Origin of the sequence: Pseudomonas sp. ok266 (assembly GCF_900110195.1) — a bacterium.
Lineage (GTDB): Bacteria > Pseudomonadota > Gammaproteobacteria > Pseudomonadales > Pseudomonadaceae > Aquipseudomonas > Aquipseudomonas neuropathica.
The window spans coordinates 159046-181304 of record NZ_FOCU01000008.1; the positions used below are offsets into that span (position 1 = coordinate 159046).

At 58.3% G+C, this 22259-nt stretch carries 23 protein-coding genes; 15 read left to right on the forward strand and 8 right to left on the reverse strand.

Annotated elements, in window-relative coordinates; translation table 11 throughout:
• Positions 1 to 79: 79 nt before the first annotated feature.
• Together BMY54_RS16680 and BMY54_RS16685 are read left to right on the forward strand one after the other, a co-directional pair.
• Positions 80 to 652: a hypothetical protein gene (locus BMY54_RS16680; RefSeq protein WP_093434649.1), complete on the forward strand. Its 573-nt coding sequence runs from the start codon at positions 80 to 82 to the stop codon at positions 650 to 652.
• 13 nt (positions 653 to 665) lie between these two features.
• The gene (locus BMY54_RS16685; protein WP_093434651.1) at positions 666 to 1091 is read left to right on the forward strand and encodes a hypothetical protein; all 426 of its coding nucleotides are present in this window, start codon (positions 666 to 668) and stop codon (positions 1089 to 1091) included.
• On the opposite strand, the gene BMY54_RS16690 is transcribed toward BMY54_RS16685, so the two are convergent.
• Positions 1070 to 1999 (reverse strand): LysR family transcriptional regulator, encoded by a 930-nt coding sequence (locus BMY54_RS16690; protein WP_093434653.1) that lies wholly within the window; start codon positions 1997 to 1999, stop codon positions 1070 to 1072. The genes BMY54_RS16685 and BMY54_RS16690 overlap by 22 nt on opposite strands.
• Before the next feature lie 221 nt (positions 2000 to 2220).
• On the opposite strand from BMY54_RS16690, the gene BMY54_RS16695 reads away from it, so the two are divergent.
• From BMY54_RS16695 to BMY54_RS16710, 4 genes are all read left to right on the forward strand, one after another.
• A complete protein-coding gene (locus tag BMY54_RS16695) occupies positions 2221 to 3711 on the forward strand; it encodes an aldehyde dehydrogenase (RefSeq protein ID WP_093434655.1) in 1491 nt (496 codons plus the stop codon).
• Positions 3712 to 4141: 430 nt separating this feature from the next.
• Positions 4142 to 5128 (forward strand): ABC transporter substrate-binding protein, encoded by a 987-nt coding sequence (locus BMY54_RS16700; RefSeq protein ID WP_093434657.1) that lies wholly within the window; start codon positions 4142 to 4144, stop codon positions 5126 to 5128.
• 10 nt (positions 5129 to 5138) lie between these two features.
• Positions 5139 to 5942 carry an ABC transporter permease gene (locus BMY54_RS16705; protein WP_064392296.1) on the forward strand — a complete coding sequence of 268 codons (804 nt, stop codon included), beginning with the start codon at positions 5139 to 5141 and terminating at the stop codon, positions 5940 to 5942.
• Positions 5930 to 6766, forward strand: a complete 837-nt coding sequence (locus BMY54_RS16710) for an ABC transporter ATP-binding protein (RefSeq protein ID WP_034153794.1) — start codon at positions 5930 to 5932, stop codon at positions 6764 to 6766. Before BMY54_RS16705 ends, BMY54_RS16710 begins: the two co-directional genes overlap by 13 nt.
• A gap of 148 nt (positions 6767 to 6914) precedes the next feature.
• Here BMY54_RS16710 and BMY54_RS16715 read toward each other — a convergent pair whose 3' ends face one another.
• From BMY54_RS16715 to BMY54_RS16725, 3 genes are all read right to left on the reverse strand, one after another.
• Positions 6915 to 7835, reverse strand: coding sequence for a WaaS/CpsH family glycosyltransferase (locus BMY54_RS16715; RefSeq protein WP_093434659.1), 921 nt, complete (start codon positions 7833 to 7835; stop codon positions 6915 to 6917).
• Positions 7836 to 7886: 51 nt separating this feature from the next.
• Positions 7887 to 8966 (reverse strand): endonuclease/exonuclease/phosphatase family protein, encoded by a 1080-nt coding sequence (locus BMY54_RS16720; RefSeq protein ID WP_093434661.1) that lies wholly within the window; start codon positions 8964 to 8966, stop codon positions 7887 to 7889.
• 75 nt (positions 8967 to 9041) lie between these two features.
• The gene (locus BMY54_RS16725) at positions 9042 to 9716 is read right to left on the reverse strand and encodes a YciC family protein (protein ID WP_093434664.1); all 675 of its coding nucleotides are present in this window, start codon (positions 9714 to 9716) and stop codon (positions 9042 to 9044) included.
• Between the two features lie 178 nt (positions 9717 to 9894).
• Here BMY54_RS16725 and BMY54_RS16730 point away from each other — a divergent pair, with 178 nt between their 5' ends.
• The 3 genes from BMY54_RS16730 (at position 9895) to BMY54_RS16740 (ending at position 11918) form a co-directional block, all read left to right on the forward strand.
• Positions 9895 to 10653 (forward strand): DUF2076 domain-containing protein, encoded by a 759-nt coding sequence (locus tag BMY54_RS16730; protein WP_093434964.1) that lies wholly within the window; start codon positions 9895 to 9897, stop codon positions 10651 to 10653.
• Positions 10654 to 10791: 138 nt separating this feature from the next.
• A complete protein-coding gene (locus BMY54_RS16735) occupies positions 10792 to 11271 on the forward strand; it encodes a LabA-like NYN domain-containing protein (protein ID WP_007949802.1) in 480 nt (159 codons plus the stop codon).
• 41 nt (positions 11272 to 11312) lie between these two features.
• Positions 11313 to 11918, forward strand: coding sequence for a 3'-5' exonuclease (locus BMY54_RS16740; RefSeq protein ID WP_093434666.1), 606 nt, complete (start codon positions 11313 to 11315; stop codon positions 11916 to 11918).
• A gap of 128 nt (positions 11919 to 12046) precedes the next feature.
• Here the strand turns inward: BMY54_RS16740 and BMY54_RS16745 are convergent, their stop codons facing one another.
• Positions 12047 to 13171 (reverse strand): TIGR02391 family protein, encoded by a 1125-nt coding sequence (locus BMY54_RS16745; RefSeq protein ID WP_093434668.1) that lies wholly within the window; start codon positions 13169 to 13171, stop codon positions 12047 to 12049.
• A gap of 511 nt (positions 13172 to 13682) precedes the next feature.
• Here BMY54_RS16745 and BMY54_RS16750 point away from each other — a divergent pair.
• Positions 13683 to 14195, forward strand: coding sequence for a BRO-N domain-containing protein (locus BMY54_RS16750; RefSeq protein ID WP_093434670.1), 513 nt, complete (start codon positions 13683 to 13685; stop codon positions 14193 to 14195).
• Between the two features lie 153 nt (positions 14196 to 14348).
• Here the strand turns inward: BMY54_RS16750 and BMY54_RS16755 are convergent, their stop codons facing one another.
• On the reverse strand, positions 14349 to 14804 hold the full coding sequence (locus BMY54_RS16755) for an Lrp/AsnC family transcriptional regulator (RefSeq protein WP_093434672.1): 456 nt from the start codon (positions 14802 to 14804) through the stop codon (positions 14349 to 14351).
• 163 nt (positions 14805 to 14967) lie between these two features.
• On the opposite strand from BMY54_RS16755, the gene yedA reads away from it, so the two are divergent.
• Entirely contained in the window at positions 14968 to 15903 is a 936-nt protein-coding gene (gene yedA, locus BMY54_RS16760) for a drug/metabolite exporter YedA (RefSeq protein ID WP_093434674.1), read from the forward strand.
• A 52-nt stretch (positions 15904 to 15955) separates the two neighbouring features.
• Complete coding sequence (locus BMY54_RS16765; protein WP_093434676.1) at positions 15956 to 17293, forward strand: RNA helicase RhlE1; 1338 nt, start codon at positions 15956 to 15958, stop codon at positions 17291 to 17293.
• A gap of 234 nt (positions 17294 to 17527) precedes the next feature.
• Here the strand turns inward: BMY54_RS16765 and BMY54_RS16770 are convergent, their stop codons facing one another.
• Positions 17528 to 18763: a TIGR03862 family flavoprotein gene (locus tag BMY54_RS16770; RefSeq protein WP_093434967.1), complete on the reverse strand. Its 1236-nt coding sequence runs from the start codon at positions 18761 to 18763 to the stop codon at positions 17528 to 17530.
• Positions 18764 to 19044: 281 nt separating this feature from the next.
• Entirely contained in the window at positions 19045 to 19965 is a 921-nt protein-coding gene (locus BMY54_RS16775; RefSeq protein WP_093434678.1) for a histone deacetylase family protein, read from the reverse strand.
• A gap of 82 nt (positions 19966 to 20047) precedes the next feature.
• Between BMY54_RS16775 and BMY54_RS16780 the strand changes: the two genes are divergently transcribed.
• From BMY54_RS16780 to BMY54_RS16790, 3 genes are all read left to right on the forward strand, one after another.
• On the forward strand, positions 20048 to 20617 hold the full coding sequence (locus tag BMY54_RS16780; RefSeq protein ID WP_093434681.1) for a GNAT family N-acetyltransferase: 570 nt from the start codon (positions 20048 to 20050) through the stop codon (positions 20615 to 20617).
• 111 nt (positions 20618 to 20728) lie between these two features.
• Positions 20729 to 21598 carry an acyl-CoA thioesterase II gene (tesB, locus tag BMY54_RS16785; protein WP_003228466.1) on the forward strand — a complete coding sequence of 290 codons (870 nt, stop codon included), beginning with the start codon at positions 20729 to 20731 and terminating at the stop codon, positions 21596 to 21598.
• Positions 21595 to 22188, forward strand: coding sequence for an HAD family hydrolase (locus BMY54_RS16790; RefSeq protein ID WP_093434684.1), 594 nt, complete (start codon positions 21595 to 21597; stop codon positions 22186 to 22188). Before tesB ends, BMY54_RS16790 begins: the two co-directional genes overlap by 4 nt.
• The last annotated feature ends 71 nt before the right edge of the window (positions 22189 to 22259 follow it).

The following is a 22259-nucleotide window of genomic DNA, read 5'->3' on the forward strand; positions in this document are numbered from 1 at the left end:
CGGGCCGCCTCCTAAAGTGGCGGCCCGAACAATAACAAGTTGCTGCCTGGCAACCTGTGCCCAAGGAACGGAACTGCCCATGTCATCTTTTCTCAAGTTCAAGAAGCTGATCTTCTTGTCGGCTGCGCTTGTCGTTGCCTGCAATTCGGCAAATGCCGAAGAATCCAACCCGGTTGGCGACTGGTGGATTATCTACGGCAACGGCGTTGCCCATAAAAACATCATGTACGTGGCGGATGCGACGTCGGTGGTGCCCTCGGAAAAAACCAAAGGCGCGACCATGGTGGCGGTCACGCTGGTGTATGAAGAACCCGGCAAACCAATGATCGACGTGTACAACCTCGAAACCCAGTGCTCTACGGGCAAGGTACGTTTTATCAATGGCCAGTCCATCGAGCGTCTCGCATACACCCTGCGTCATCTGAAAGTTGCCAACCAATGGCAGACCCCGAAAGAATTCTGGGTCCAGCAAGCGCTGAAGTTTGCCTGCGCGCCGGGTAGTCGGGCTAAAAACGACATGGCCGCCGTGGGCAAGATGGAATACATGCAAATGATCCAGATGCTCCAGCAGATGTTCTTCAAACTTGCACCGATTCAGGAAAAGAGCCAGATGATGGACAACATCGACAGTCTGCTCGAACTTAAAAAATAAGCCGGGACAGCCCATGACTTACATCCGTTTATTGCTGGCCACCGTGTTGGCCGCGTTGCTCTTGACTGGCTGTTCCACCATTGCGCAGAGCCGCTGGGAAGGGCGTGATGCGCAGGAAGCGCTGGACTTGTTCGGCAAACCCGACTCGATGAAAAAGGAGATCGGTCCGAACGGCGAACCCTTGGCGGTGCTGACCTGGTACAAGTCCGCGAGCTGGACCACCACCGAAGCGGCCGGGACTTCGATGACCCATACCGGCAATGGCATGGTGTACACCGAGCACTATCAACAAGTCGGGCACAGTTCCGATTGCAAATTGCAGGCGAAAATCAACCAACAGAAGAAGATCGCGCAGTTCCTGATCGAAGATGGACGGATCCTGCATGGCAAGTGCACCAATGTCAGGTATGTCCCCGGTTATATTCCACCAGGCATGTGAGCGGTCTTCGCGGTCAGTTGCTCGCGGCAATAATCGGCGAACAGCTGCGCCGGTTTGGTCAACTGCCCGCGCTTGAGCCACGCCGCCACCAAACCGGAACCGGTGACGTCTTCGACGATGTCCACGCACACGACTTTCTTGCCATCGTAGGTGCATTCCGAATGCGGTCTGGTTACCAGAATCGAAAAGCCGAAACCTTGGCCAACCATTCCGCGCACCATTTCAATCGATGGCGAGCTGAACTCGATACGCGGTGTTAATCCAAGCTCTTCGAACAGGCTGACGAAGTAGGTCCGGCTCGGCTGCACATCAAGCAAGATCATCGGGTCCAGACACAGATCGCGCAGCGACACTTGCTTGTACTGGGCAAAGCGATGATCCGCCGGCAACAACGCATAAGGTCGTTGCGCCGGCATAAGCGGTTCGGTCTGGATGGTCGCGTCGAGCTCATGTTCATAAAGAATCACCAGATCGAACGCGCCTGACGTCAGGCCTTGCACCAGCTCTTGTTGCTCACCGTCGCGAATGCGGATTTTCACGCCCGGATACAGCCCCGAGAACCCGGAAATCAACTGCGGCAAATACAACGGCGCGACCGTTTCGAAACAACCGATATCGATCTGCCCGGCGACCACGTCGTTGTCGGCGAGGGCGTTCTGTTCGAACTCCTTGGCCATGCGCAACAGTTCTTGAGCCTTGCGAAAGAACCGCGCACCGCTTGGGGTCAGTGACACACCTTGGGCGTGGTGACGGATCAGCAGTTGCACGCCGAAGCTGTCTTCCAGGCCTTTGATCGCGGTGGAAATCGCCGGCTGCGCGATGTACAGCTTGCGCGAAGCCTCGGCAACGCTGCCGCATTCGACGGTGGTGATGAAGTATTTCAGCTGACGCAAATTGTAGGCGGCCACGGCAAACCTCAGGACGAGCGGACTCGACTTGCAAGCAATTTGTGCGCCGCCACGTCCGTTGCGCGACGATGTTGTTGTCCCTCAACCATAGCCACCTGCGCGGGGTTTGGGGAAAGTCGTTGCCCAGTGTTTTTATTGCCTGCGAAGACATTTTTACTATTTTTAGCCCGTGCGGGCCTGAGCGACCATCGAGGCACAATAACGTCTCAGGAGCATCCGTCGTGTTCGAGCTTGCAGAGTGGCAGCGCCGCGCCGTTGCATTGAAGTTTCCCGATCAGGCCGTGATCGACGGCAAGCATTGCGCGGCGCAATCGGGGCAGACTTTCGCTGCGATAAACCCGGCGACCGGGCAATGTCTGGCCAACGTCGCTGCGTGCGGCGAGGCTGATGTCGACGCGGCGGTGCGCAATTCACGACAGGTTTTTGAGGCCGGTACGTGGTCGCAACGTGCTCCGGCCGAGCGCAAACAGGTGCTGCTGCGTCTGGCTGATTTACTGATGAGTCATCGCGAAGAACTGGCGTTGCTCGACTCGCTGAACATGGGCAAACCGGTGATGGATGCCTACAACATCGACGTGCCGGGCGCCGCCGGGGTGTTCCGTTGGTACGCCGAAGCCATCGACAAACTCTACGATCAGGTCGCGCCCAGTGCGCCGAATGTGCTCGCGACCATCACCCGTGAAGCACTCGGTGTAGTCGCTGCTGTGGTGCCATGGAATTTCCCCTTGGACATGGCCGCGTGGAAGCTCGCGCCGGCGTTGGCGGCGGGCAATTCGGTGATCCTCAAACCGGCCGAGCAGTCGCCGTTTTCGGCACTGCGTCTGGCCGAACTGGCGCTGGAAGCAGGGCTGCCGCCGGGTGTGCTGAACGTGTTGCCGGGGCTTGGCGAGCAGACTGGCAAGGCCTTGGGTCTGCACGCGGATGTCGATTGTCTGGTGTTCACTGGCTCGACGCAGGTCGGCAAATATTTCATGCAGTACTCCGCACAATCGAACCTCAAACAGGTCTGGCTGGAGTGCGGCGGCAAGAGTGCCAATCTGGTGTTCGCTGACTGTCAGGATCTCGATCTGGCGGCGGAGAAAGCCGCGTTCGGGATCTTCTTCAATCAGGGCGAAGTCTGCTCGGCCAACTCGCGCTTGCTGGTGGAGCGCTCGATTCATGATGCGTTTGTCGAACGCCTGAAAGCACAGGCCGAGCGTTGGTTACCGGGGGATCCGCTGGATCCGCAGAGCAGCGCCGGGGCGATTGTCGACAGCAAACAGACGGCGAGCATCATGCGCTTTATTCGCAATGCCGAGCAGTCGGGGGCGACGCGGGTGTGTGGTGGGCAGCAGCGGCGTTTCAACGGGTCGGATAATTTTATTGAGCCGACGATTTTTACCGGTGTGACAGCTGACATGCCGCTGTTTCGTGAAGAGGTATTTGGGCCCGTGCTGGCGGTCGTGCCATTCGACAGTGAAGAGGACGCGGTGCGGTTGGCAAACGACAGTGTCTACGGGTTGGCGGCGTCGCTGTGGACCGATGACCTTAACCGCGCCCATCGAGTCGCGCGAAAGTTGCGCGCGGGTACGGTGTCGGTCAACACGGTCGATGCGCTGGATGTGACGGTGCCTTTCGGCGGCGGCAAGCAATCGGGTTTTGGCCGGGATCTGTCATTGCATTCATTCGACAAATACACCCAACTGAAAACTACCTGGTTTCAATTGCGCTGAAACCGGGTCGCCCTTATCGCTGGCAGGCCAGCTCCCACACTGGATCTAAGTCGCACGGCAGATCCCCTGTGGGAGCGAGCCTGCTCGCGAAAGCGGTGGGTCAGCAGCGAAAATGTCGACTGACGCGGCGCCATCGCTGGCAAGCCAGCGATAGCATTCTCCCAGTAGCCGAAAATCCCCAATTTGCACCCACCTCGCGCACCCCCGCAATCCCCGCCCTTTAGCAGTGCGCACTAGCCAGTTTTTTCATCATTTGCAGCCAACAATTTCCTGATTTTCCTCACCGCGCACATGGGCCACCATCGATCTTGCCCGCCAGCCGAATGTTGTCCGCCCAAGCGTCCGCGAGAGACCAACGGCAGCAACTGCATAACGGCCGGCGACCGTACTGCCCATGACAAAACTAAATCAACAGCGTCGGGAGTGCTCCATGATCAAGTCCTTGTGTTCACGTCTTACTCATCCTCTGGCAATCACCGCCCTGGCTGCCACGGTCGCCACCAGCGCCCAGGCCGGCACCTTGTCCATCGGCCACACCACGTGGGTCGGCTACGGCACCCTCTATCTGGCTCAGGACCTGGGCTACTTCAAGGAAAATGGCCTGACCGTCGAGTTGCCGGTGGTCGAAGAGGCCTCGATGTACATGGCCGCGCAGGCCTCCGGGCAACTGTCCGGCTCGGCCTCGACCATCGATGAAGTGCTCAAGTACCGTCCGCAATTCTGCTTCAAAGCCGTCGCGGCGCTGGACGACAGTCATGGCGGCGACGGTGTGCTGGTCGGCAAGGATGTGAAGAGCCTGCAAGAACTCAAGGGCAAATCCGTGGCGGTCAACGAAGGCTCGACTTCACAGTTCTGGCTCTCGTACCTGCTGAAAAAGAACGGCATGAAGATGACCGACATCACCGTGCAGAACATGACCGCTGACGATGCCGCGACCGCGTTCATCGCCGGTCGCGTACCCGCTGCCGTGACTTGGGAACCGCACTTGTCGATGGTCCGCGACAAGCAGCAGGGCAAAGTATTGATCGACAGCAGCAGCACCCCCGGGGTGATCGTCGATGTGGTCGCGCTCAATTGCACGGTTATCGAAAAACAGCCGGAAGACGTCAAGGCGCTGGTCGCCGGCTTGTACAAAGCCGTGCAGTACACCAAGGATCACCCGGAAGACGCGTACAAAATCATGGCCAAAGGCGTCGGCGGCTACCTGTCTGATCCGAAGGAACTGGCTGCCGCTGCACAAGGCGTGCGTTTTTACGATCAGGCCATGAGCGAGAAACTTCTCGGCTCGCCGGGCAAACCGGGCGACAGCGCAGCGCTGATCAAACTGGCCAACGAAACCGCCAGCGAATTGCAGGGCAAACCCTACAACGTCAGCAACGACGAGCTGGTCGACAACCGTTTTGTCAGCCCGCTCTAGGAGGTCTGTCATGTTCAAGCGCAATTCGTGGCTGAGCCGCAGCCTCACGCCGAAAACCGCTTTGCCGGTGCCAGTGGTGTGGAGCGCCAGCGCTCTGGCCTGGGTGTTGTTGGTCGGTCTTTGGGCCGGATTGTCTTACGGCGGCATCGTCCCGGGGATGTTTCTGCCGACACCGGGCGCTGTGGTTGAAGCCGCCGTACGCCTGGGACGCGACGGCACCCTCGGTACCCATGTGTGGGCCAGTGTCGAAGTGGTGATGGTCGGCTTCATTGTTTCGTCGCTGGTGGCGGTGCCACTGGGGTTGCTGATGGGCAGCTTCCGCATCGTTCAGGCGTTTCTTGAACCGCTGGTGAATTTCATTCGTTATCTGCCAGTGACCTCGTTTGTGCCGCTGTTCATCCTGTGGATCGGCATCGGTCTGGAGCAGCGCGTGTCGGTGATTATTTTCGGCGTGTTCTTTCAGCAACTGGTGATGATCGCTGACGTGTCGAAAGGCATTTCCAAGGATTTGATCAACGCTTCTTACACCTTGGGCTCCAACCGCCGCGACGCGGTATTGCATGTGATCGCGCCGGCCTCGGTGCCCGGCGTGCTCGACACGTTGCGGGTGACCATGGGCTGGGCCTGGACCTATCTGGTGGTGGCTGAACTGGTTGCCGCTTCCAGCGGTTTGGGTTACCTGAGCCTGAAGGCCATGCGCGGTTTTCAGGTTGACGTGATCTTCCTCGCCATCGCGATCATCGGCCTGCTCGGTCTGGTCACCGATCAACTGTTCCGCTTTCTTCGCCTGAGGGTTGCCGCATGGGCTCAGTGACTGCTGCCAATCATCGTTTCATCGAACCTGTCGCGACCCCGGCGCAAGCGGCGCCACGCTTGCAGGTGGACAAGGTCAGCCTGCGCTACAAGAAACCTGACGGCGGAACGTTTACAGCGCTGGAGGAGGTGTCGTTCGAGGTGCCGGATCAGCAGTTTGCCGTGCTGGTCGGGCCGTCGGGTTGCGGTAAGTCGAGTCTGTTGTATTTGACTGCGGGGCTGGCTGAGCCGACCTCCGGCGAGATTTATGTCGGCGGCCAGCAAGTGCAGGGCCCTGGCGCGGATCGCGGCATGGTCTTTCAGAGTTACACGTTATTTCCGTGGCTGACGGTACGCCAGAACGTCGAGTTCGGCCTCAAGCGTCGTGGCATGCCGGCGGCGCGGCGCAAGGAGATCGTCGATTATTACGTCAACGAAGTCGGTCTCGCCGGGTTCGCCGACAATTACGCCAAACAGCTGTCGGGCGGGATGATGCAGCGCGTGGCAATTGCCCGGGCACTGGCCAATGATCCACAGATTCTGCTGATGGACGAACCGTTCGGCGCCCTCGACAGCCAGACACGGCTGCAGATGCAACAGTTGTTGCTGCGGGTCTGGGGTAACAGCAAGAAAACCGTGTTGTTCGTCACCCATGACATCGACGAAGCGATTCTGCTCGGCGACCGGGTCTATGTGATGGGCGCGAAACCGGGGCGGATCAAGCAGATTCTCGACGTGCCGATCGAACGCCCGCGTTCACTGGACATGGTCATGGAGCGCTCGTTCATCGACATGAAACGACAGATCTTCGGATTGCTGCATGATGATCTGGAAGAGGTGCATTGATCCAACGGTCATAAAGCCTGGCCATTGTGAGAGCGAGCCTGCTCGCGAAGGCGTAGTGTCAGTCGATAAACAGGGTGCCTGACACACCGCTTTCGCGAGCAGGCTCGCTCCCACAGGGTCCTGTGGTGCAAGGGATGGCGAGGTCAGCTTACGGCCGGGCAAATACGGTTTTGACCCACCCCTGCAAGGTGTACTTCTGGTAGATGTGCTCAGGCACATCGACATACGGATCAGTAATGAACCGTTCCGGAATCACCGGATTAGCCTCATCAATGACCAAAATGTTCGCCGGGTTGTAAAAGTCATAGTCGACCACGCCCTGGTTGGTGGTAATGACTTTTTTCCGTGAGGCCATGGCTTCGAAGAACCGGAAACTCAATCCCGCCTGACCGGGCTTGGCAATGTCGAGAATGATCCGTGAGCGCTTGACCAGCTCCCCTACCGACTCCAGCGACATTCTTTGCTCGAAAAAGGTGATGCCCGGATGCGCCCCCTGAACCGGTTTGGACTGAACCAGAAACTTGTAATCGGTCAGCCCGAGGCGATCGAATTCCTCGGCCAGACCGGCAAGTGCCGGCACCCGATCCTTGCCCGCCATCACCACAAACGCCGAGTACTCACCGGGCTCACCGTCCGCGATGTAGTCGTCGTAAATGAAGTTGTAGAGTTTTTTCAGCCCGTAGCTTTCGGCATTTTCCGGGTCGAAGGAAAACACCTCGTCATAACCGGTAAGGGCTTCGCGAGTCATCGGCCAACGACTGAAGCTGTCGTAGAGGTAGGCGATCTTGTGGTCGGAGACCTTGAGTCCGGCGGCCAACTGGTTTGCATCGATCTGGGCCGGGTTGATGATGAGTGCCACATCGAAACGTCCATGCGCAGCGATGGCTTTGTTGAACAGGCGTATCTGCGCCCAGCGTCTCAGTGGGCGGCGCAGGATTTTCGGCGCTTGATCAAAGCTGTTCTGCATCGATGACGTATCGATGAAACACACGTCGTTGTCGATCATCAGATAGTCCGCCAGTTTGCGCGCGTAACCACCAATGTCCTTGCACACCAATAAGATTTTCATGGGATTCCATATCGTCAATTCGGGCGACGGGGCGATGATCCTCGGCCCAGCCTATGGCGCCGCCGGCAGCAGGAAGCGCGCAATCACCGGCAGGTGATCGGAGATGCGCAACGTGTCGTCCTGGCGCACCCTTGCTTCGACCCGCTTGATCTTCGGGCTGTAAAACAGGTAGTCGACCGTGCGATCCGGGCCATTCAGGCCGGGGTCGTTGGGGTAGTGGGTCAGCCACTGCGCACGGTCGATGCCGCTGGCCTCGTTGTTGGTCGGGATCATCGGGTACTTGTCCCACAGCAGATGCAGTTCGCTGTCGGCGGAGTAGGGCGTGCGCTGCTCGGCGGGGAGGCGACGATACTGGCCGAGCGGCAACATGTTGAAGTCGCCGCCGATCAACCACGGCAGGCCCTGGCTTTCGTACTTGTCGAGCACTTTGGCTATGGCGGTCAATTGTGCCAGCGCGGTGTCACCCGGTTGGCTGGAGCGTTCAAGGTGGGTGTTGAATACGGTCAGTTGCCCGCCGTCACTCAGGGGCAGTTTGGTCGCGAGCAGGGCGTCTTTCGGCTGGAACTGGCGGTTGATGAAGTTGGCGGCAGCGACCGGCAATTGCAGGCGTTCTGCGTGTTCGATGCGGTAGCGACTCAGGGTCGCCAGTTGCCGGCCGACGCTGCCGTAAATGTGCGGGTCGGGGACGAATTCGGCCTTCCAGTCGAACGCACTGGCGCTGCACGGATACAGATCGGCGACCCGTTCCTGCAACAGTTTGAGCTGATCCTGATAATCACTGGCCTTGGCGCCGTCATCGAGCTCCTGCAACAGCACCAGATCGGGCTGCTCGTCGCGGATCACTCGCGCCACTTCGTCGAGGCTGAAGGCCATGTCTTCCAGCGTCGGCGCTTCATCATCGCCCTGAGCCAGATCACTCCAGAACACGTAGCGTTTGCCAGCCAGGTATTGCACGTTCCAGGTCATGACTTTCAGCGCCTGGCCCGGCACCAGCGTCGGCGTTGTGGCGGTGCAACTGACCGGCAAGGTTTCGCGGGCGTCGGGGCGCCAGGTCAGGCTGAACAGCAGCCCGCCGATCAGGATGATGGCGAGCACGACAAGCAACAGGGTGTAGCGCAGTAGACGGGTCATGGCTCGGCTTATAGCGTTACAGAAAGTGGCCCCGAGCATACCTGACGGTCGTCTCGAAGCCCAAGTGCAGTGCTGTCAGATGGCTCTGTCACGTTTGTCAGGTAATTCGCTGATCAGCATGAACAGGCGAAACAGCACCACACTGGTGAACAGTTGCAGGAAGCTGTGAGCGCTGTCGATCAGAATGGCGATCACAGGATTCTGCGGCTCGGGGTACACCGCCAGTGTCGCGCCTTTGAGTAACCACAGCGGCGTCATCACGCAGAGAATGCACAGCAGGATCCGCCAGAAATGCCCGCGGGTCAGGCGCAGGCTTTCCTTCATCGCCTGCAACGGACCCATACCACGCAGCACCAGCAGGTACTCGCCGAACGCGAGCATCACCATCAACATCAGGCCCGGCAGGAAGTACAGCGACAGGCCCAGTAGAATCAGCAAGGTATTGAGCGCCGTGAGCAACGCGAAGCGCGGCCAAAGGGTGGCGGCCATCGCCAGCAGATCGCGGTTGCGCGGCGCCTCGCCACGGCTGCGCGCATCGAGAAAGAGGATCAGTGCGGCGGTGTACAGCGGATACACCAACAGACCAACGACGATGCTGATCGCCGAGATGTTATCCGGCCCGCTGGCGTGATCGACCACTTGTTGCAGGAATGCTTCGAAAATCACCAGCGGCAAGCACAACCGCACGATGCTGCCCAAATGGCGTTTGAAAAAATACAGAGAGTCGCGCAGCACTTCGAGGGCATTCATCAGTCGGTATCGCAGGTCGAAAACAGTGGCTCACTTTAACCGATGATGGCTGGCGCGACACAAACGTAAACATTCGGTAAAGGTCATTGAAACGTTTTGTCACCGTCTCCATTACAGGAGAGCACCTCGGCCAACGTGGACGAGGGCAATGTTATCCCCGGCAATCTACGAGGTCGCCATGAACAGCGAAGAGCAAACCCTGATCGATGGACTGTTTTCCCGGCTGCAACAGGCCGAAACGGAGGCAGCCCCGCGCGACGCCCAGGCCGAGGCGCGGATCAAGGAACACCTGACCCGCCAGCCGGCGGCAGGTTATTTCATGACCCAGGCGATTCTGGTGCAAGAGGCAGCGCTCAAGAGCCTCGACGAGCAGAACAAGCAACTGACTCAGCAAGTCCAGCAGTTGCAGGCCGAGTTGCAAGCGGCCAAGGCGCAGAGTGCCGCACCGGCGTCGAGCGGCGGCGGTGGTTTCCTGTCGAGCATTTTTGGTGGCAGCCCGCGTCCGGCGCCGACTCAGAGTGCCGCCCCGGCGTCGACCGGCGGCTGGCGTGACCCGGCACCGCAGCAGAATTACGGCGCGTCTGCACCCCAACAGAACTTCGGCGCACCACCGTCTAACTATGCGCAACAAGCCGCTCCGGCAGCCGGCAGCAGCTTTCTCGGCGGTGCCTTGAAAACCGCCGCCGGTGTGGCCGGTGGCGTGATGCTGGCGCAGGGCATCAGCAGCCTGTTCCATCACAACCAGCAGCCGGAAGAAATCGTTGAAGTGATCAAGGAAGAGCCGGCGCAGGTCGCCGACCAGAGCAACAACGGTTGGGGCGATGACCCGCGTGTGGCCGATAACGGCTTCTCTGGCAATGACCAGGGCGGCTTCACCGACACCGACTACGGCAACGACAACTCATCGTTCTTCGATGACGACGATTCCTTCGTCTGACTCACCATTCGTCCGGAGCCCCTGAGGGCTCCGGGCCGATTATTCGCGGAACCCTCCTGATGGCTGGCATACTGAGCGCCTTTTTCGGGCCTGGCGCCTGATCCCGCTTCGTGCGCTTGCGCGCCCACAGGAACTCCGGTGAAAAAAATCGCAGTGTTCGCCGACGTGCAGAACCTCTACTACACCGTGCGTCAGGCTTATGGTTGTCACTTCAACTACGCCGCATTGTGGGCCGACATCAGCAAGGACGGGCAGATCGTCGAGGCCTACGCCTATGCGATCGACCGTGGCGACAGCAAGCAGCAGCAGTTCCAGCAGATCCTGCGCAACCTCGGTTTCACCGTGAAGCTCAAGCCCTACATCCAGCGCAGCGACGGCTCGGCCAAGGGCGACTGGGACGTGGGCATCACCCTCGACATCATGGACGCCGCCGACCACGTCGACGAAATCGTCCTGGCTTCCGGTGACGGCGATTTCGACATGCTGCTCGAACGCATCATCAGCAAACACGGCGTGCAAGCGGTCGCCTATGGCGTGCCGGGCCTGACCGCCAACTCGCTGATCCGCGCCGCCAGCCGTTATGTGCCGATTGAAGGCGCACTGTTGTTGAAGAATTGAGCTGTTACTGAAGAATTGATTTGTACGGAGTTGAACCCGGTTTGGAACGCATTGCAGTCATCGACTTTGAAACCACTGGCCTGTCGCCGAACAGCAACTGCCGCGCCACGGAAATCGCTGTGGTCATGCTGGAAAACGGCCGCATCGTCGAGCGTTACCAGAGCCTGATGAACGCCGGCGTGCGCGTCCCTGCGTTCATCGAGCAACTGACCGGCATCAGCAACGCCATGTTGCGCACCGCGCCCTCGGCCGAGCAGGTGATGAACGAGGTCAATGAGTTTGTCGGTTGCACGCCGCTGGTCGCGCACAATGCCTCGTTCGACCAGAAGTTCTGGGACTTTGAACTGGGGCGGATCAAGCGCACGCGGTTGCAGAATTTTGCCTGCTCGCTGTTGCTGGCACGGCGATTGATGCCGGCGGCGCCGAATCACAAGCTCGGTACGCTCACCACGTTTGCGCGTTTGCCGCATACGGGCCAGGCTCACCGGGCAATGGCCGATGCCGAGATGGCGGCCAACCTGATGGCGCATCTGGCGCAAGAGTTGCGCGGCAAGCATGGCGTGCGTGAGCTGTCCCATGACCTTTTGTGCAAGCTGCAGAAAGTCCCCGCTGCGAAAGTCAGCGAACACCTGCTGCGCTATCGCTGATTCCGAGTAAATGGAAAACTCTCTGTAGGACTTGTTGAGTGAGCCGAAGCGGCGATTTTTTTTTGGTCTATTTTCAACCAATAAATTAGAATATCGCCGCTTCAGCTGAGAGAGAGTCGAGATATGATTTAAAAAGGGATGTCGTCGACAAATGGATCATAAGTAGGCGCAACGGCCTTAAAGTTGATAACTGCATCCGTAAGTTCTTCGCTCCAGTCCTTCCAAGGCAATACATCTGCAGCGTCGTAAAATCTCAAGTCGCCTTTTTGTATTTTCTCAGTAAAAAGTACATCGAAGCCAAAAGGGAGATTCTCGGATAAGTGAATCATGCTTGGGAGGATGTATCTAATTACGTAGTCCTCTTTTTCCACGTTGTTGGAGTTCAGGTTGTCCGAAATCGCTCTGAGTGCTTCCTGTTTAAGTGATATTTTCGGCAGTATCGAAATAATCCATGTTCCCAAGGAGCCATCTCGTACGCGATTTAATTTAGTATCGTACTTGCCATCTTTAATTGATCTGATTAATCGGTTTTCAATCCGCAGGCGTGCGGTCTCTTGTAGGTGTTCCCAGCATTTGGAGCCTAAAGAACCGATGATTATTCTTAAGGTTGCTTCGTCATCAGCTGTTTTCAGTTCGTCGGAGATTACCTCGTGTGCTTGGTTTATTTCATCTTGTGAAAGTCTGGGGATTAATGCATTGAAGAAGTAGCGGAGATGCTCGATTTTTCCAGAGGTTTTTGCTCTGTATACCTCTAGAAACGTTTCTAGTCTTTGGTTTATGGGGATGTCATCTACTAGAAGTTCCGCATAACGCACCTGTGGTACGAAGTCCGGGTCGAGTATGCGTTTAAGGTAATCTTCTCTAGAGAATTGTGATTTTGCTAAGTCCAGTTGGCGGACAATGTACCCAATAAAAATAATTATAATTTGTGCATCTTCTTCGGTGTCAGATATTTTTTCATGGCTTCGCGGGTTTCTAAAGGTTTGATAAATTCCTCGAAGTGTTTGCTCCATGCCTTTTTGTATGTTTCGCTCTGACTCGGTTTGCAGCTTATTTAGTTTTATTTTTGGTGAGGCACCTCCAAATGCCCCGCCGATAAGTGGTGCTCCATCACCTTCCAATCCTGATTTTTTGCGGATGAGATCACTTAAGTAATGGAATGCGTCTAAGATTGCTCCAGTAAAGTTCCGTTTTTCATAATTCGTTCTTGTTAGTGTCCAGAGTTCGGTTGGTATTTTAGTTTCAAGATTCAAGGCATTCTCCTTGTGGTTTTGACTTTGCGTTAGCGAAAGCTTGAACCTTCCGCTCGATCAATCCGAAAATTTCAGGGCTCTATCAAATGCTGCTTCTTACGGTTGATTTGAAGGTATCCGCTGTTTTTCATGCCGTCTATTGGCGTCATGGAGGTTTTGCGTATTTATGTTGATTTTAATGTTTAACGCCATGCGGTTTTTTGGCGATTGGTCCTACCGAATAATAGGGGATATCTGTCTTGCAGCCCTGTTCCTAGACCACTAACCTCTTAATATCGCTGCAAATCAGCGATCGGGACTGCAAGCCCGCCGATAGTTTGTTAGGCACTGACAGGTGCATCTATAATCGCGTCGCTTTTTTAGCGCTCATCGATTTTATGGTGGCTGTGTGCGGGAGACCCTTGGGTCTGCCGAGGTTGCCTAACGACTCGGTCTTGCAGACCCGCACACAGCCGCCACCCATCATCTGCAAGTGATGCTGGCGACTCCAACCTTCGTTAGGAGATTTGCCATGTTCAAAGCTACGCCCAACCCTCCGGAAGATTCTGGCTCAGCGTCTGCCCGTGACTCTTTCGTAGTACCTCAAAATTTTATCCGCCACCACATTCAGTTGCGTGCAACGCAGCTGCATGCAGAGGCTTGGTTCTGTGCCCGAGACATCGGTCGTCTCATGGGGCTGGAAATCAATGCGCGGCAAGTGCTCAAGCTGGATGAGGATCAGCGGCGGATGATGCATCTGTCAGGTAATGATGGCGCTCAAGAGTTTTTGATGCTGAGCGAGTCAGGGGTTTACGCAATGCTGGTGTATCACTATTCCCCAGAGAACCGTCATCTGCGTCGTTGGCTGACTCACGAGATTGTGCCAATGCTTCGTCAGAACTCGAAGTCAGTTCCAGACCCACATTTGCGCTTGATCATGTGTGCCGGGGAAACGTTGAGACTTCTGCATTGGCGCAATGAGCCATGGATACGCATGCGAGACATGCCGTACATGTTGACTCAGGAAGGGGCCAGCTACAGATGAAGGCCGCTAGTTGTTTCAGGATGGAAAGTTGATTTTTGATCGAGTGAATGAGCTATGAACCTGCTCGCGATGACGGTGTGTCAGCCAAAATTTTTATCGACGGATACACCGCTTTCGCGAGCAGGCTCGCTCCCACATGGGGCATCATCGTTCTCAGGATTTGCCGTTGCCTTCGATCTGGCCTAACGGCACGCGCTTTTCGATCGCGCTCGACAACACAATCGAGGTCTTGCTGAAGCCAAACTTCGCCACCCGATTGATCAACGCCTCCAGCTCCGTCATCGAGCCCACTGCGGCCTTCATCATCACGCACGGATCGCCCGTGACTCGAAAACACTCGGTCAGTTGCGGGATTTTCACCAGTTCGTCGTAGACCTTCTGGCTGCCGTTCTGGTGCAGGCGCAATTCGATCATGCACTGGATCGGCAGGCCGATTTTCGACAGGTCGATTTTCGCTTCATACCCGATGATTACCCCGGCAGCTTCAAGCTTGGCCACGCGCTCGGCCACCGCCGGGGCGGAGAGGTTCACTTTGCGCGCCAGGTCGGCGTAGGACGCACGGCCGTTTTCCAGCAGGGCGCTGAGCAGCATGCGGTCGTATTTGTCCAAGACCGGACTCCTGAAAATGCCAGACTTTCGAAATCCCGGTTTATTCCGACGATCTCCGTTCTTTCAAAAGTGTACCGGCCCTATAAACAGGTTTTGTAACTTATTTTTGCCCGCAAGCCTTTCTAGAATAACTAATCCCGAGAGCCTGACATTCGAGCTGCCCATGCCTGCCTTGCGCCGTTTTTCCTTGCCGCTGATCGCCGCGTTTTTTGCGTTGTACGTGATTTGGGGATCGACCTATCTGGTGATCCGCATCGGCGTCGAATACTGGCCGCCGCTGATGCTCGGCGGGGTGCGCTTCGTGATCGCCGGCAGCCTGATGTACGCCTTCCTGCGCTGGCGCGGGGCGCCGGCGCCGACCTGGGCGCAGTGGAAGGCGGCGGGGATCATCGGGATTTTGCTGCTCAGTTTCGGTAATGGCGCGGTGAGCGTGGCCGAGCACACGGGCGTGGCTTCGGGTGTGGCGGCATTGGCGGTGGCGACGGTGCCGTTGTTCACGTTGCTCTGTGGCTATTTCTGGGGAGCGCGCAATACCCGCTTGGAGTGGGCCGGGGTGGCGTTGGGGATTGTTGGTATTGCCATGCTCAACATGGGCTCGAACCTGCAGTCGAGTCCGCTGGGCGCAGCATTGCTGATTTTCGCGGCGGCAACCTGGGCGTTCGGTTCGGTGTGGAGCAGACATTTGCCGTTGCCACAGGGCGCGATGGCCAGCGCGGTGGAAATGCTGGTCGGCGGTGTGGTGCTGCTGATCGGCAGCGCCGTCAGTGGCGAGCGTCTGCAAGCAATGCCGCCAGTTGAAGGCTGGCTGGCGCTGGCGTACCTGATCTTCTTTGGATCGATCATCGCCTTCAACTCTTATATGTATTTGCTCAAGCACGTGCGTCCAGCGGCGGCGACCAGTTATGCCTACGTCAACCCGGCGGTCGCGGTGTTGCTGGGGATTGTGTTTGTCGGCGAGACCATCGGCATCGAAGAAGCGCTGGCGATGCTGGTGATCATCAGCGCGGTGGTGTTGATCGGACTGCCGCAGTGGCGCCGTCCGGCACAGCCGCCAGTCGTGGCGCCGACAGCCGTTCCCACAGAAACGCGTACGAATTAGGGTAAACTGCGCGGCATTGCATGCCTGCGTTATTTTTTCCTACGGTACTCCCATGACTTTCGCCACCCTTGGCCTGATCGAACCCTTGCTGCGCTCCCTCGAGACGCTCGGCTACCAGACCCCGACGCCGGTTCAGGCGCAAGCCATTCCGGCCGTGCTGGCCGGTCGTGACTTGATGGCAGCCGCTCAGACCGGCACTGGCAAAACCGCCGGTTTCGCCTTGCCACTGCTGCAGTTGCTGGCCATGGAAGGGCCGAAAGTCGCTGCCAACTCGGCGCGTGCACTGATTCTGGTGCCGACCCGTGAACTGGCCGAGCAGGTTCATGAGTCTGTGCGTCAGTACGCCGAAAACCTGCCGCTGCGTACCTATGCGGTTTACGGCGGCGTCAGCATCAATCCGCAGATGATGAAGCTGCGCGGCGGCGTCGATGTGCTGGTCGCCACGCCCGGTCGCCTGATCGACCTGTTCCGCCAGAACGCGCTGAAACTCGATCAGTTGCAGACTCTGGTGCTGGATGAAGCCGATCGTATGCTCGACCTGGGCTTCTCCGAAGAACTGGCGAACATTTACCGCATGCTGCCGAAAAAGCGCCAGACCCTGCTGTTTTCCGCAACCTTCTCCGATGACATCCGCCTGCTCGCCGGGCAGATGCTCAACGATCCGCTGACCGTCGAAGTCAGCCCGCGCAACGTCGCGGCCAATACGGTCAAGCAGTGGATCGTCACGGTGGACAAGAAGCGCAAGGCCGAACTGTTCGTGCACCTGATGCGCAAGAACAAGTGGAAGCAGGTGCTGGTGTTCGCCAAGACCCGTAATGGTGTCGATGCGCTGGTGGAAAAACTTCAGGGCCTGGGCGTGAATGCCGACGGTATCCACGGCGATAAGCCGCAGGCCACCCGTCAGCGGGCGCTGGATCGTTTCAAGCTCAGTGAAGTGCAGATTCTGGTGGCAACTGACGTGGCTGCCCGTGGTCTGGATATCGAAGATCTGCCGTTGGTGATCAACTTCGATCTGCCGATCGTGGCTGAAGACTACATTCACCGTATCGGCCGCACGGGTCGTGCTGGCGCGACGGGCGAGGCGATCTCGCTGGTGTGCGCGGATGAAGTGAACATGTTGTCGGCGATTGAAATGCTGACGCGCCAGACCTTGAAACGTCAGAACGAGCCGGATTTCGAACCGGAGCACCGCGTGCCGGACACCGATGCCAGCGGTCAGGTGATCAAGAAGCCGAAGAAACCGAAGAAACCTAAAGCTTCGGGTGGTGGCGGCAAACGCAATCTGGGCAAGTGGGTCGACAGCGGCGAGACGCAGGCGCCGGAGCCTTCGGTCAAGCCTGTGCGCAAGGTGCCGGTGTTTAACACTGGACCGCGTAAGCGCAAGCCTTAAGGTCAAAAGCCCCTCACCCTAACCCTCTCCCGGAGGGAGAGGGGACTGATTGGGGGATGCTCCCGAAGTACGCCGACCTGATTCTTCTGTCGTGAATCCATAATCGACAGAGTTTCGCCAGACACCTCGGTCGGTTGGCCGAATCCATAATCGACTCGGTGTTTCAGGTCGATGTTGGACGCCAGACACCTCGGTCGGCTCCCTCTCCCTCTGGGAGAGGGCTGGGGTGAGGGTTTAGCTTTTCAGCCACTGCACAATTCCCAACCCCGCCGCCCGGCCACTGGCAAAACACCCCGTCAGCAAATAGCCACCCGTCGGCGCTTCCCAATCAAGCATCTCCCCCGCGCAGAACACTCCCGGCAACACCTTGAGCATCAAGCGCTCATCCATCGCCTCGAACGTCACGCCCCCGGCACTGCTGATCGCCTCGTCCAATGGCCGCGTTTTGACCAGAGTCAGCGGCAACGCCTTGATCGCCCGCGCCAACAGCGCCGGATCAGCAAACGTCGCCGCATCAGTCAACTCGCGCAACAACGCCGCTTTCACCCCATCAATCCCGACCTGACTGTGCAGATGCTTGGCCATCGACCGCGAACCGCGTGGTTTGCTCAACGCCGCCTGCAATTTATCCACAGGTCGGCCGGGCAAGAGATCAATGTGAACAAACGCCGCGCCATATTGGTTGATCGCCTCACGAATCGGCGCCGACAGCGCATAAATCAGACTGCCTTCAATGCCGGTCGCGGTGATCACGCATTCGCCCAAACGCGGTACATCGTCGTTCAAACCGATGGCGATATTTTTCAGCGGTGCGCCGGCGAATTTGCTGACCATCAAATCGCTCCAGGCCTGCACCTCGAAGCCGCAATTGCTCGGTTGCAACGGCGCCAGTCCTACACCGCGCTGCTCCAGGGCGAGCATCCACGCACCGTCGGAACCGAGGCGCGACCAACTGCCGCCGCCGAGGGCAAGCAGCGTGGCATCGGGTTTGACGGTGATTTCACCTTCCGGGCTGTCGATGCGCAGCGCGCCATGTGCATCCCAACCGAGCCAGCGATGGCGGGTGTGGATAACTACGCCGCTGTCACGCAGGCGCTTGAGCCAGGCGCGCAGTAGCGGGGCCGCTTTCATATCAGTGGGGAACACCCGGCCGGAGCTGCCGACAAAGGTTTCGATGCCCAGGTCGTGAATCCATTTACACAACGCATCGGCGTCGAAGCCGCGTAACAACGGAGCGATTTGCGGGGCGCGCTCGGCGTAGCGTGAAAGGAACGCCGGGTAGGCTTCGGAGTGGGTGATGTTCATGCCGCCGACGCCAGCGAGCAGGAACTTGCGGCCCACCGAGGGCATGCCGTCGTAGAGGTCGACGCGGATTCCGGCCTGGCTCAGCACTTCGGCGGCCATCAGGCCGGCGGGGCCACCGCCGATGATGGCGACGTGAGCGGGGGAGGAGGCGGAGTTCTGGGTCATGGTGAGCGCTGCGGTATGGCGGGATAAGGCGCGCATTCTAACAGTCGATATCTTTTGTAGGAGTGAGCCTGCTCGCGATAGCGGTGTATCAGCCAAGTTAATGTTGAAGGTGCTGACGCTATCGCGAGCAGGCTCACTCCTACAAGGGATTCGGGTGGGCTTGAAATGTTGGTTGAAAAATGATCAGTGCGCTGCAGGCCATAACCGGTATGGCCTGCAGTCCCTTTCACTCAGGTTATCCACAGGCAGTTCCACAGCCATTGTGGGTAACGCAGCACAACTCAATGACAACCGTGTGACTGCCAGACCCGTTGCGCGCTGTGATGGAGGATGCCGTGGCGGCGGGCGAGGGCGTGGCGATCCTTGCTGTAACCGCCGCCAATCACGCCCATCACCGGAATGTCGCGGCCCAGGCAATGGCGCATCACGCTTTCATCGCGGGCGGCGACGCCTTCGTCGGTCAGTTGCAGATAACCGAGGGCATCGTCCTTGTGTACATCGACGCCGGCGTCATACAGCACCAGGTCCGGTTGATACAGCGGCAGCAGATAGTTGAGCGTGTCGTCGACCACTTTCAGGTAATCAGCGTCGCCCATGCCCTTGGGCAGCGGGATGTCCCAGTCACTTTCCGCCTTGCGTGCAGGAAAATTCTTCTCGCAGTGCAGGGAAACGGTAATTGCCTCCGGCGTGTCATGCAGGATTCGCGCGGTGCCGTCGCCCTGATGCACATCGCAATCGAAGATCAGCACGCGATTGACCCGGCCGCTTTGCAGCAGGTAATGGCTGATGATCGCCAGGTCATTGAAAATGCAGAACCCCGCCGGGTAGTCGTAATGCGCATGGTGAGTGCCGCCGGCCAAGTGACAGGCCAGCCCATGCTCCAAGGCTTTCTCCGCGGCCAGAATCGAACCGCCGACCGCCCGTACCGTACGCCGTGCCAAGGCTTCGTTCCACGGTAGACCCAGACGCCGTTGGTCTTCGCGGGACAACTCGCCGCTCATATAGCGTTCGATATACGCATGGTCATGGGCGAGGGCGAGGATGTCGTTGGGGCAGATATCCGGGCGCAGCAGATCAGCGTCGCGGGTCAAACCGCTGTCGACCAGGTGATCGCGCAGCAGACGAAACTTGTCCATCGGGAAGCGGTGATCCGCCGGAAACTCGGGGCTGTAGTCTTCGTGGTAGATCAGCGGCAGTGGCATGGCGGTTTCATGTAGGAACGTAGGAAAGAGTGAAGGATCCTACCAGCGATGTAGACTTGCGGCATGGAAACGGAGGGGCATGATGGAGCCGATACTGGAACTTGAAAGCGCGCGCTTGCTGATGCGTCAGTGGCAGGACGAGGATTTGCCGGCATTTGCCGCGATGTGCGCCGATCCTCAAGTGATGCGCTACTTCCCGACACCATTGAGCCGACTGGAAAGCGCTTCGATGATTGGTCGCGTGCGCGGGCATTTCGCCGAGCACGGTTTCGGCTTGTGGGCGCTGGAGCGCAAGGACAGTGGCGAATTTATTGGTTTCACCGGGCTCGGCGTGGTTGGTTTCGATGCACCGTTCACCCCGGCAGTGGAAATCGGCTGGCGCCTGGCCAAGGAACATTGGGGCCTGGGTTACGCCAGCGAAGCAGCGTGGACCGCTCTGCGTTGCGGCTTTGATCGGTTGGCATTGAAGGAAATCGTTTCCTTCACCGCGCAATCCAATTTGCCCTCAGAGAAAGTCATGCAGGCGATCGGCATGCATCACGCCCCGGAAGATGATTTTGATCACCCCAAGCTTGCGGTCGATCATCCGCTGAGACGGCATCTGCTGTACCGCATTACTCGGGAACAATGGCTGCAAACCTTGCATGGATAAGCCGACACGGACGTTTACAATGGCCGCCATATCATTGGCCCGCGCCAGAATCTGAATCGGCCGCCGCAGCCAAGACTGCGCGGCATAGTGCTTTGTGTGAGGAGAGTCTGAATGAGCCAAGTGTTGGAAGATCTGGTCGACTTGCTGACCCTGGAACCGATCGAAGAAAACCTGTTCCGTGGCCGTAGCCAGGATCTGGGTTTCCGTCAGTTGTTCGGTGGCCAGGTGCTCGGCCAGTCGCTGTCGGCGGCCAGTCAGACCGTTGAAGAGGCGCGCCATGTACATTCGATGCACGGCTATTTCCTGCGTCCGGGCGATGCCAAGTTGCCAGTGGTCTACTCGGTTGATCGCGTGCGCGATGGCGGCAGTTTCAGCACTCGCCGCGTCACGGCGATCCAGAAGGGCCATCCGATCTTCACCTGCAGCGCTTCGTTTCAATACGACGAGGCAGGCTTCGAACATCAGAGCCAGATGCCGGTGGTGGTCGGCCCGGAAAATCTGCCGTCGGAGCTGGAATTGACCCAGCAACGCGCGCACCTGATTCCGGAACACATGCGTGAAAAACTGCTGTGCCCGAAACCGATCGAAGTGCGCCCGGTCACCGAAAAGGACCCGTACAACCCGCAGCCGGCCGATCCGGTCAAATATGTTTGGTTCCGTGCCGACGGCGCATTGGCCGACATCCCGGCACTGCACAAATACTTGTTGGCGTACGCCTCGGACTTCGGTTTGTTGACCACCTCAATGCTGCCCCACGGCAAATCGGTCTGGCAGAAAGACATGCAGGTCGCCAGCCTTGATCACGCGCTGTGGTTCCACAACGATCTGCGCGCCGATGACTGGTTGCTCTACGCGATGGACAGTCCGTGGGCCGGCAATTCCCGTGGATTCTCCCGTGGCAGCGTGTACAACCGCGCCGGGCAACTGGTCGCTTCGGTGACGCAGGAAGGCCTGATCCGCCATCGCAAGGACTGGGCATGAGTCTGAAAGAGGTCAAGCACTGGGTGTTCGATATGGACGGCACGTTGACCGTCGCCGTGCATGATTTTGCGGCGATCCGCGTGGCGCTGGCGATTCCGCCGGAGGACGACATCCTCACTCATCTCGCCGCGTTGCCGGCGGATGAAGCGGCGGCGAAACACGCCTGGCTGCTGGAACATGAAAGGGATCTGGCGCTGGGTTCGACCCCGGCCACCGGCGCGGTGGAGCTGGTGCGTGATCTGCACGCACGCGGTTATCGCCTCGGCATTCTGACCCGCAATGCGCGGGAACTGGCGCATGTGACGCTGCAAGCGATTGGCCTCGCCGACTGCTTCGCGGTGGACGATGTGCTGGGCCGCGACGAAGCGCCGCCGAAGCCGCATCCGGGTGGCTTGCTGAAACTGGCAGACGCCTGGGAAGTACCGGCCAGCGAGATGGTCATGGTCGGTGATTACCGCTTTGATCTGGATTGCGGACGAGCGGCGGGGGCGCGGACGGTGTTGGTGAATTTGCCGGAAAACCCTTGGCCGGAGTTGACCGATTGGCATGCGAAGGATTGTGTCGAGTTGCGGCGGATGCTGCTGGCCTGAAATCTTTGCTGCCTGAGCTGGCCTCTTCGCGAGCAAGCTCGCTCCCACAAGGAAATGTATTCCAAATGTGG

What these genes read in the sequence shown, in the direction of transcription:
- BMY54_RS16680 (WP_093434649.1), top strand. Translation starts at nt 80, where the DNA reads ATGTCATCTTTTCTCAAGTTCAAGAAGCTGATCTTCTTGTCGGCTGCG.
- BMY54_RS16685 (WP_093434651.1), top strand. Translation starts at nt 666, where the DNA reads ATGACTTACATCCGTTTATTGCTGGCCACCGTGTTGGCCGCGTTGCTC.
- BMY54_RS16700 (WP_093434657.1), top strand. Translation starts at nt 4,142, where the DNA reads ATGATCAAGTCCTTGTGTTCACGTCTTACTCATCCTCTGGCAATCACC.
- BMY54_RS16705 (WP_064392296.1), top strand. Translation starts at nt 5,139, where the DNA reads ATGTTCAAGCGCAATTCGTGGCTGAGCCGCAGCCTCACGCCGAAAACC.
- BMY54_RS16710 (WP_034153794.1), top strand. Translation starts at nt 5,930, where the DNA reads ATGGGCTCAGTGACTGCTGCCAATCATCGTTTCATCGAACCTGTCGCG.
- BMY54_RS16715 (WP_093434659.1), bottom strand. Translation starts at nt 7,835, where the DNA reads ATGAAAATCTTATTGGTGTGCAAGGACATTGGTGGTTACGCGCGCAAA.
- BMY54_RS16720 (WP_093434661.1), bottom strand. Translation starts at nt 8,966, where the DNA reads ATGACCCGTCTACTGCGCTACACCCTGTTGCTTGTCGTGCTCGCCATC.
- BMY54_RS16725 (WP_093434664.1), bottom strand. Translation starts at nt 9,716, where the DNA reads ATGAATGCCCTCGAAGTGCTGCGCGACTCTCTGTATTTTTTCAAACGC.
- BMY54_RS16730 (WP_093434964.1), top strand. Translation starts at nt 9,895, where the DNA reads ATGAACAGCGAAGAGCAAACCCTGATCGATGGACTGTTTTCCCGGCTG.
- BMY54_RS16750 (WP_093434670.1), top strand. Translation starts at nt 13,683, where the DNA reads ATGTTCAAAGCTACGCCCAACCCTCCGGAAGATTCTGGCTCAGCGTCT.
- yedA (WP_093434674.1), top strand. Translation starts at nt 14,968, where the DNA reads ATGCCTGCCTTGCGCCGTTTTTCCTTGCCGCTGATCGCCGCGTTTTTT.
- BMY54_RS16765 (WP_093434676.1), top strand. Translation starts at nt 15,956, where the DNA reads ATGACTTTCGCCACCCTTGGCCTGATCGAACCCTTGCTGCGCTCCCTC.
- BMY54_RS16770 (WP_093434967.1), bottom strand. Translation starts at nt 18,763, where the DNA reads ATGACCCAGAACTCCGCCTCCTCCCCCGCTCACGTCGCCATCATCGGC.
- BMY54_RS16775 (WP_093434678.1), bottom strand. Translation starts at nt 19,965, where the DNA reads ATGCCACTGCCGCTGATCTACCACGAAGACTACAGCCCCGAGTTTCCG.
- BMY54_RS16780 (WP_093434681.1), top strand. Translation starts at nt 20,048, where the DNA reads ATGGAGCCGATACTGGAACTTGAAAGCGCGCGCTTGCTGATGCGTCAG.
- tesB (WP_003228466.1), top strand. Translation starts at nt 20,729, where the DNA reads ATGAGCCAAGTGTTGGAAGATCTGGTCGACTTGCTGACCCTGGAACCG.
- BMY54_RS16790 (WP_093434684.1), top strand. Translation starts at nt 21,595, where the DNA reads ATGAGTCTGAAAGAGGTCAAGCACTGGGTGTTCGATATGGACGGCACG.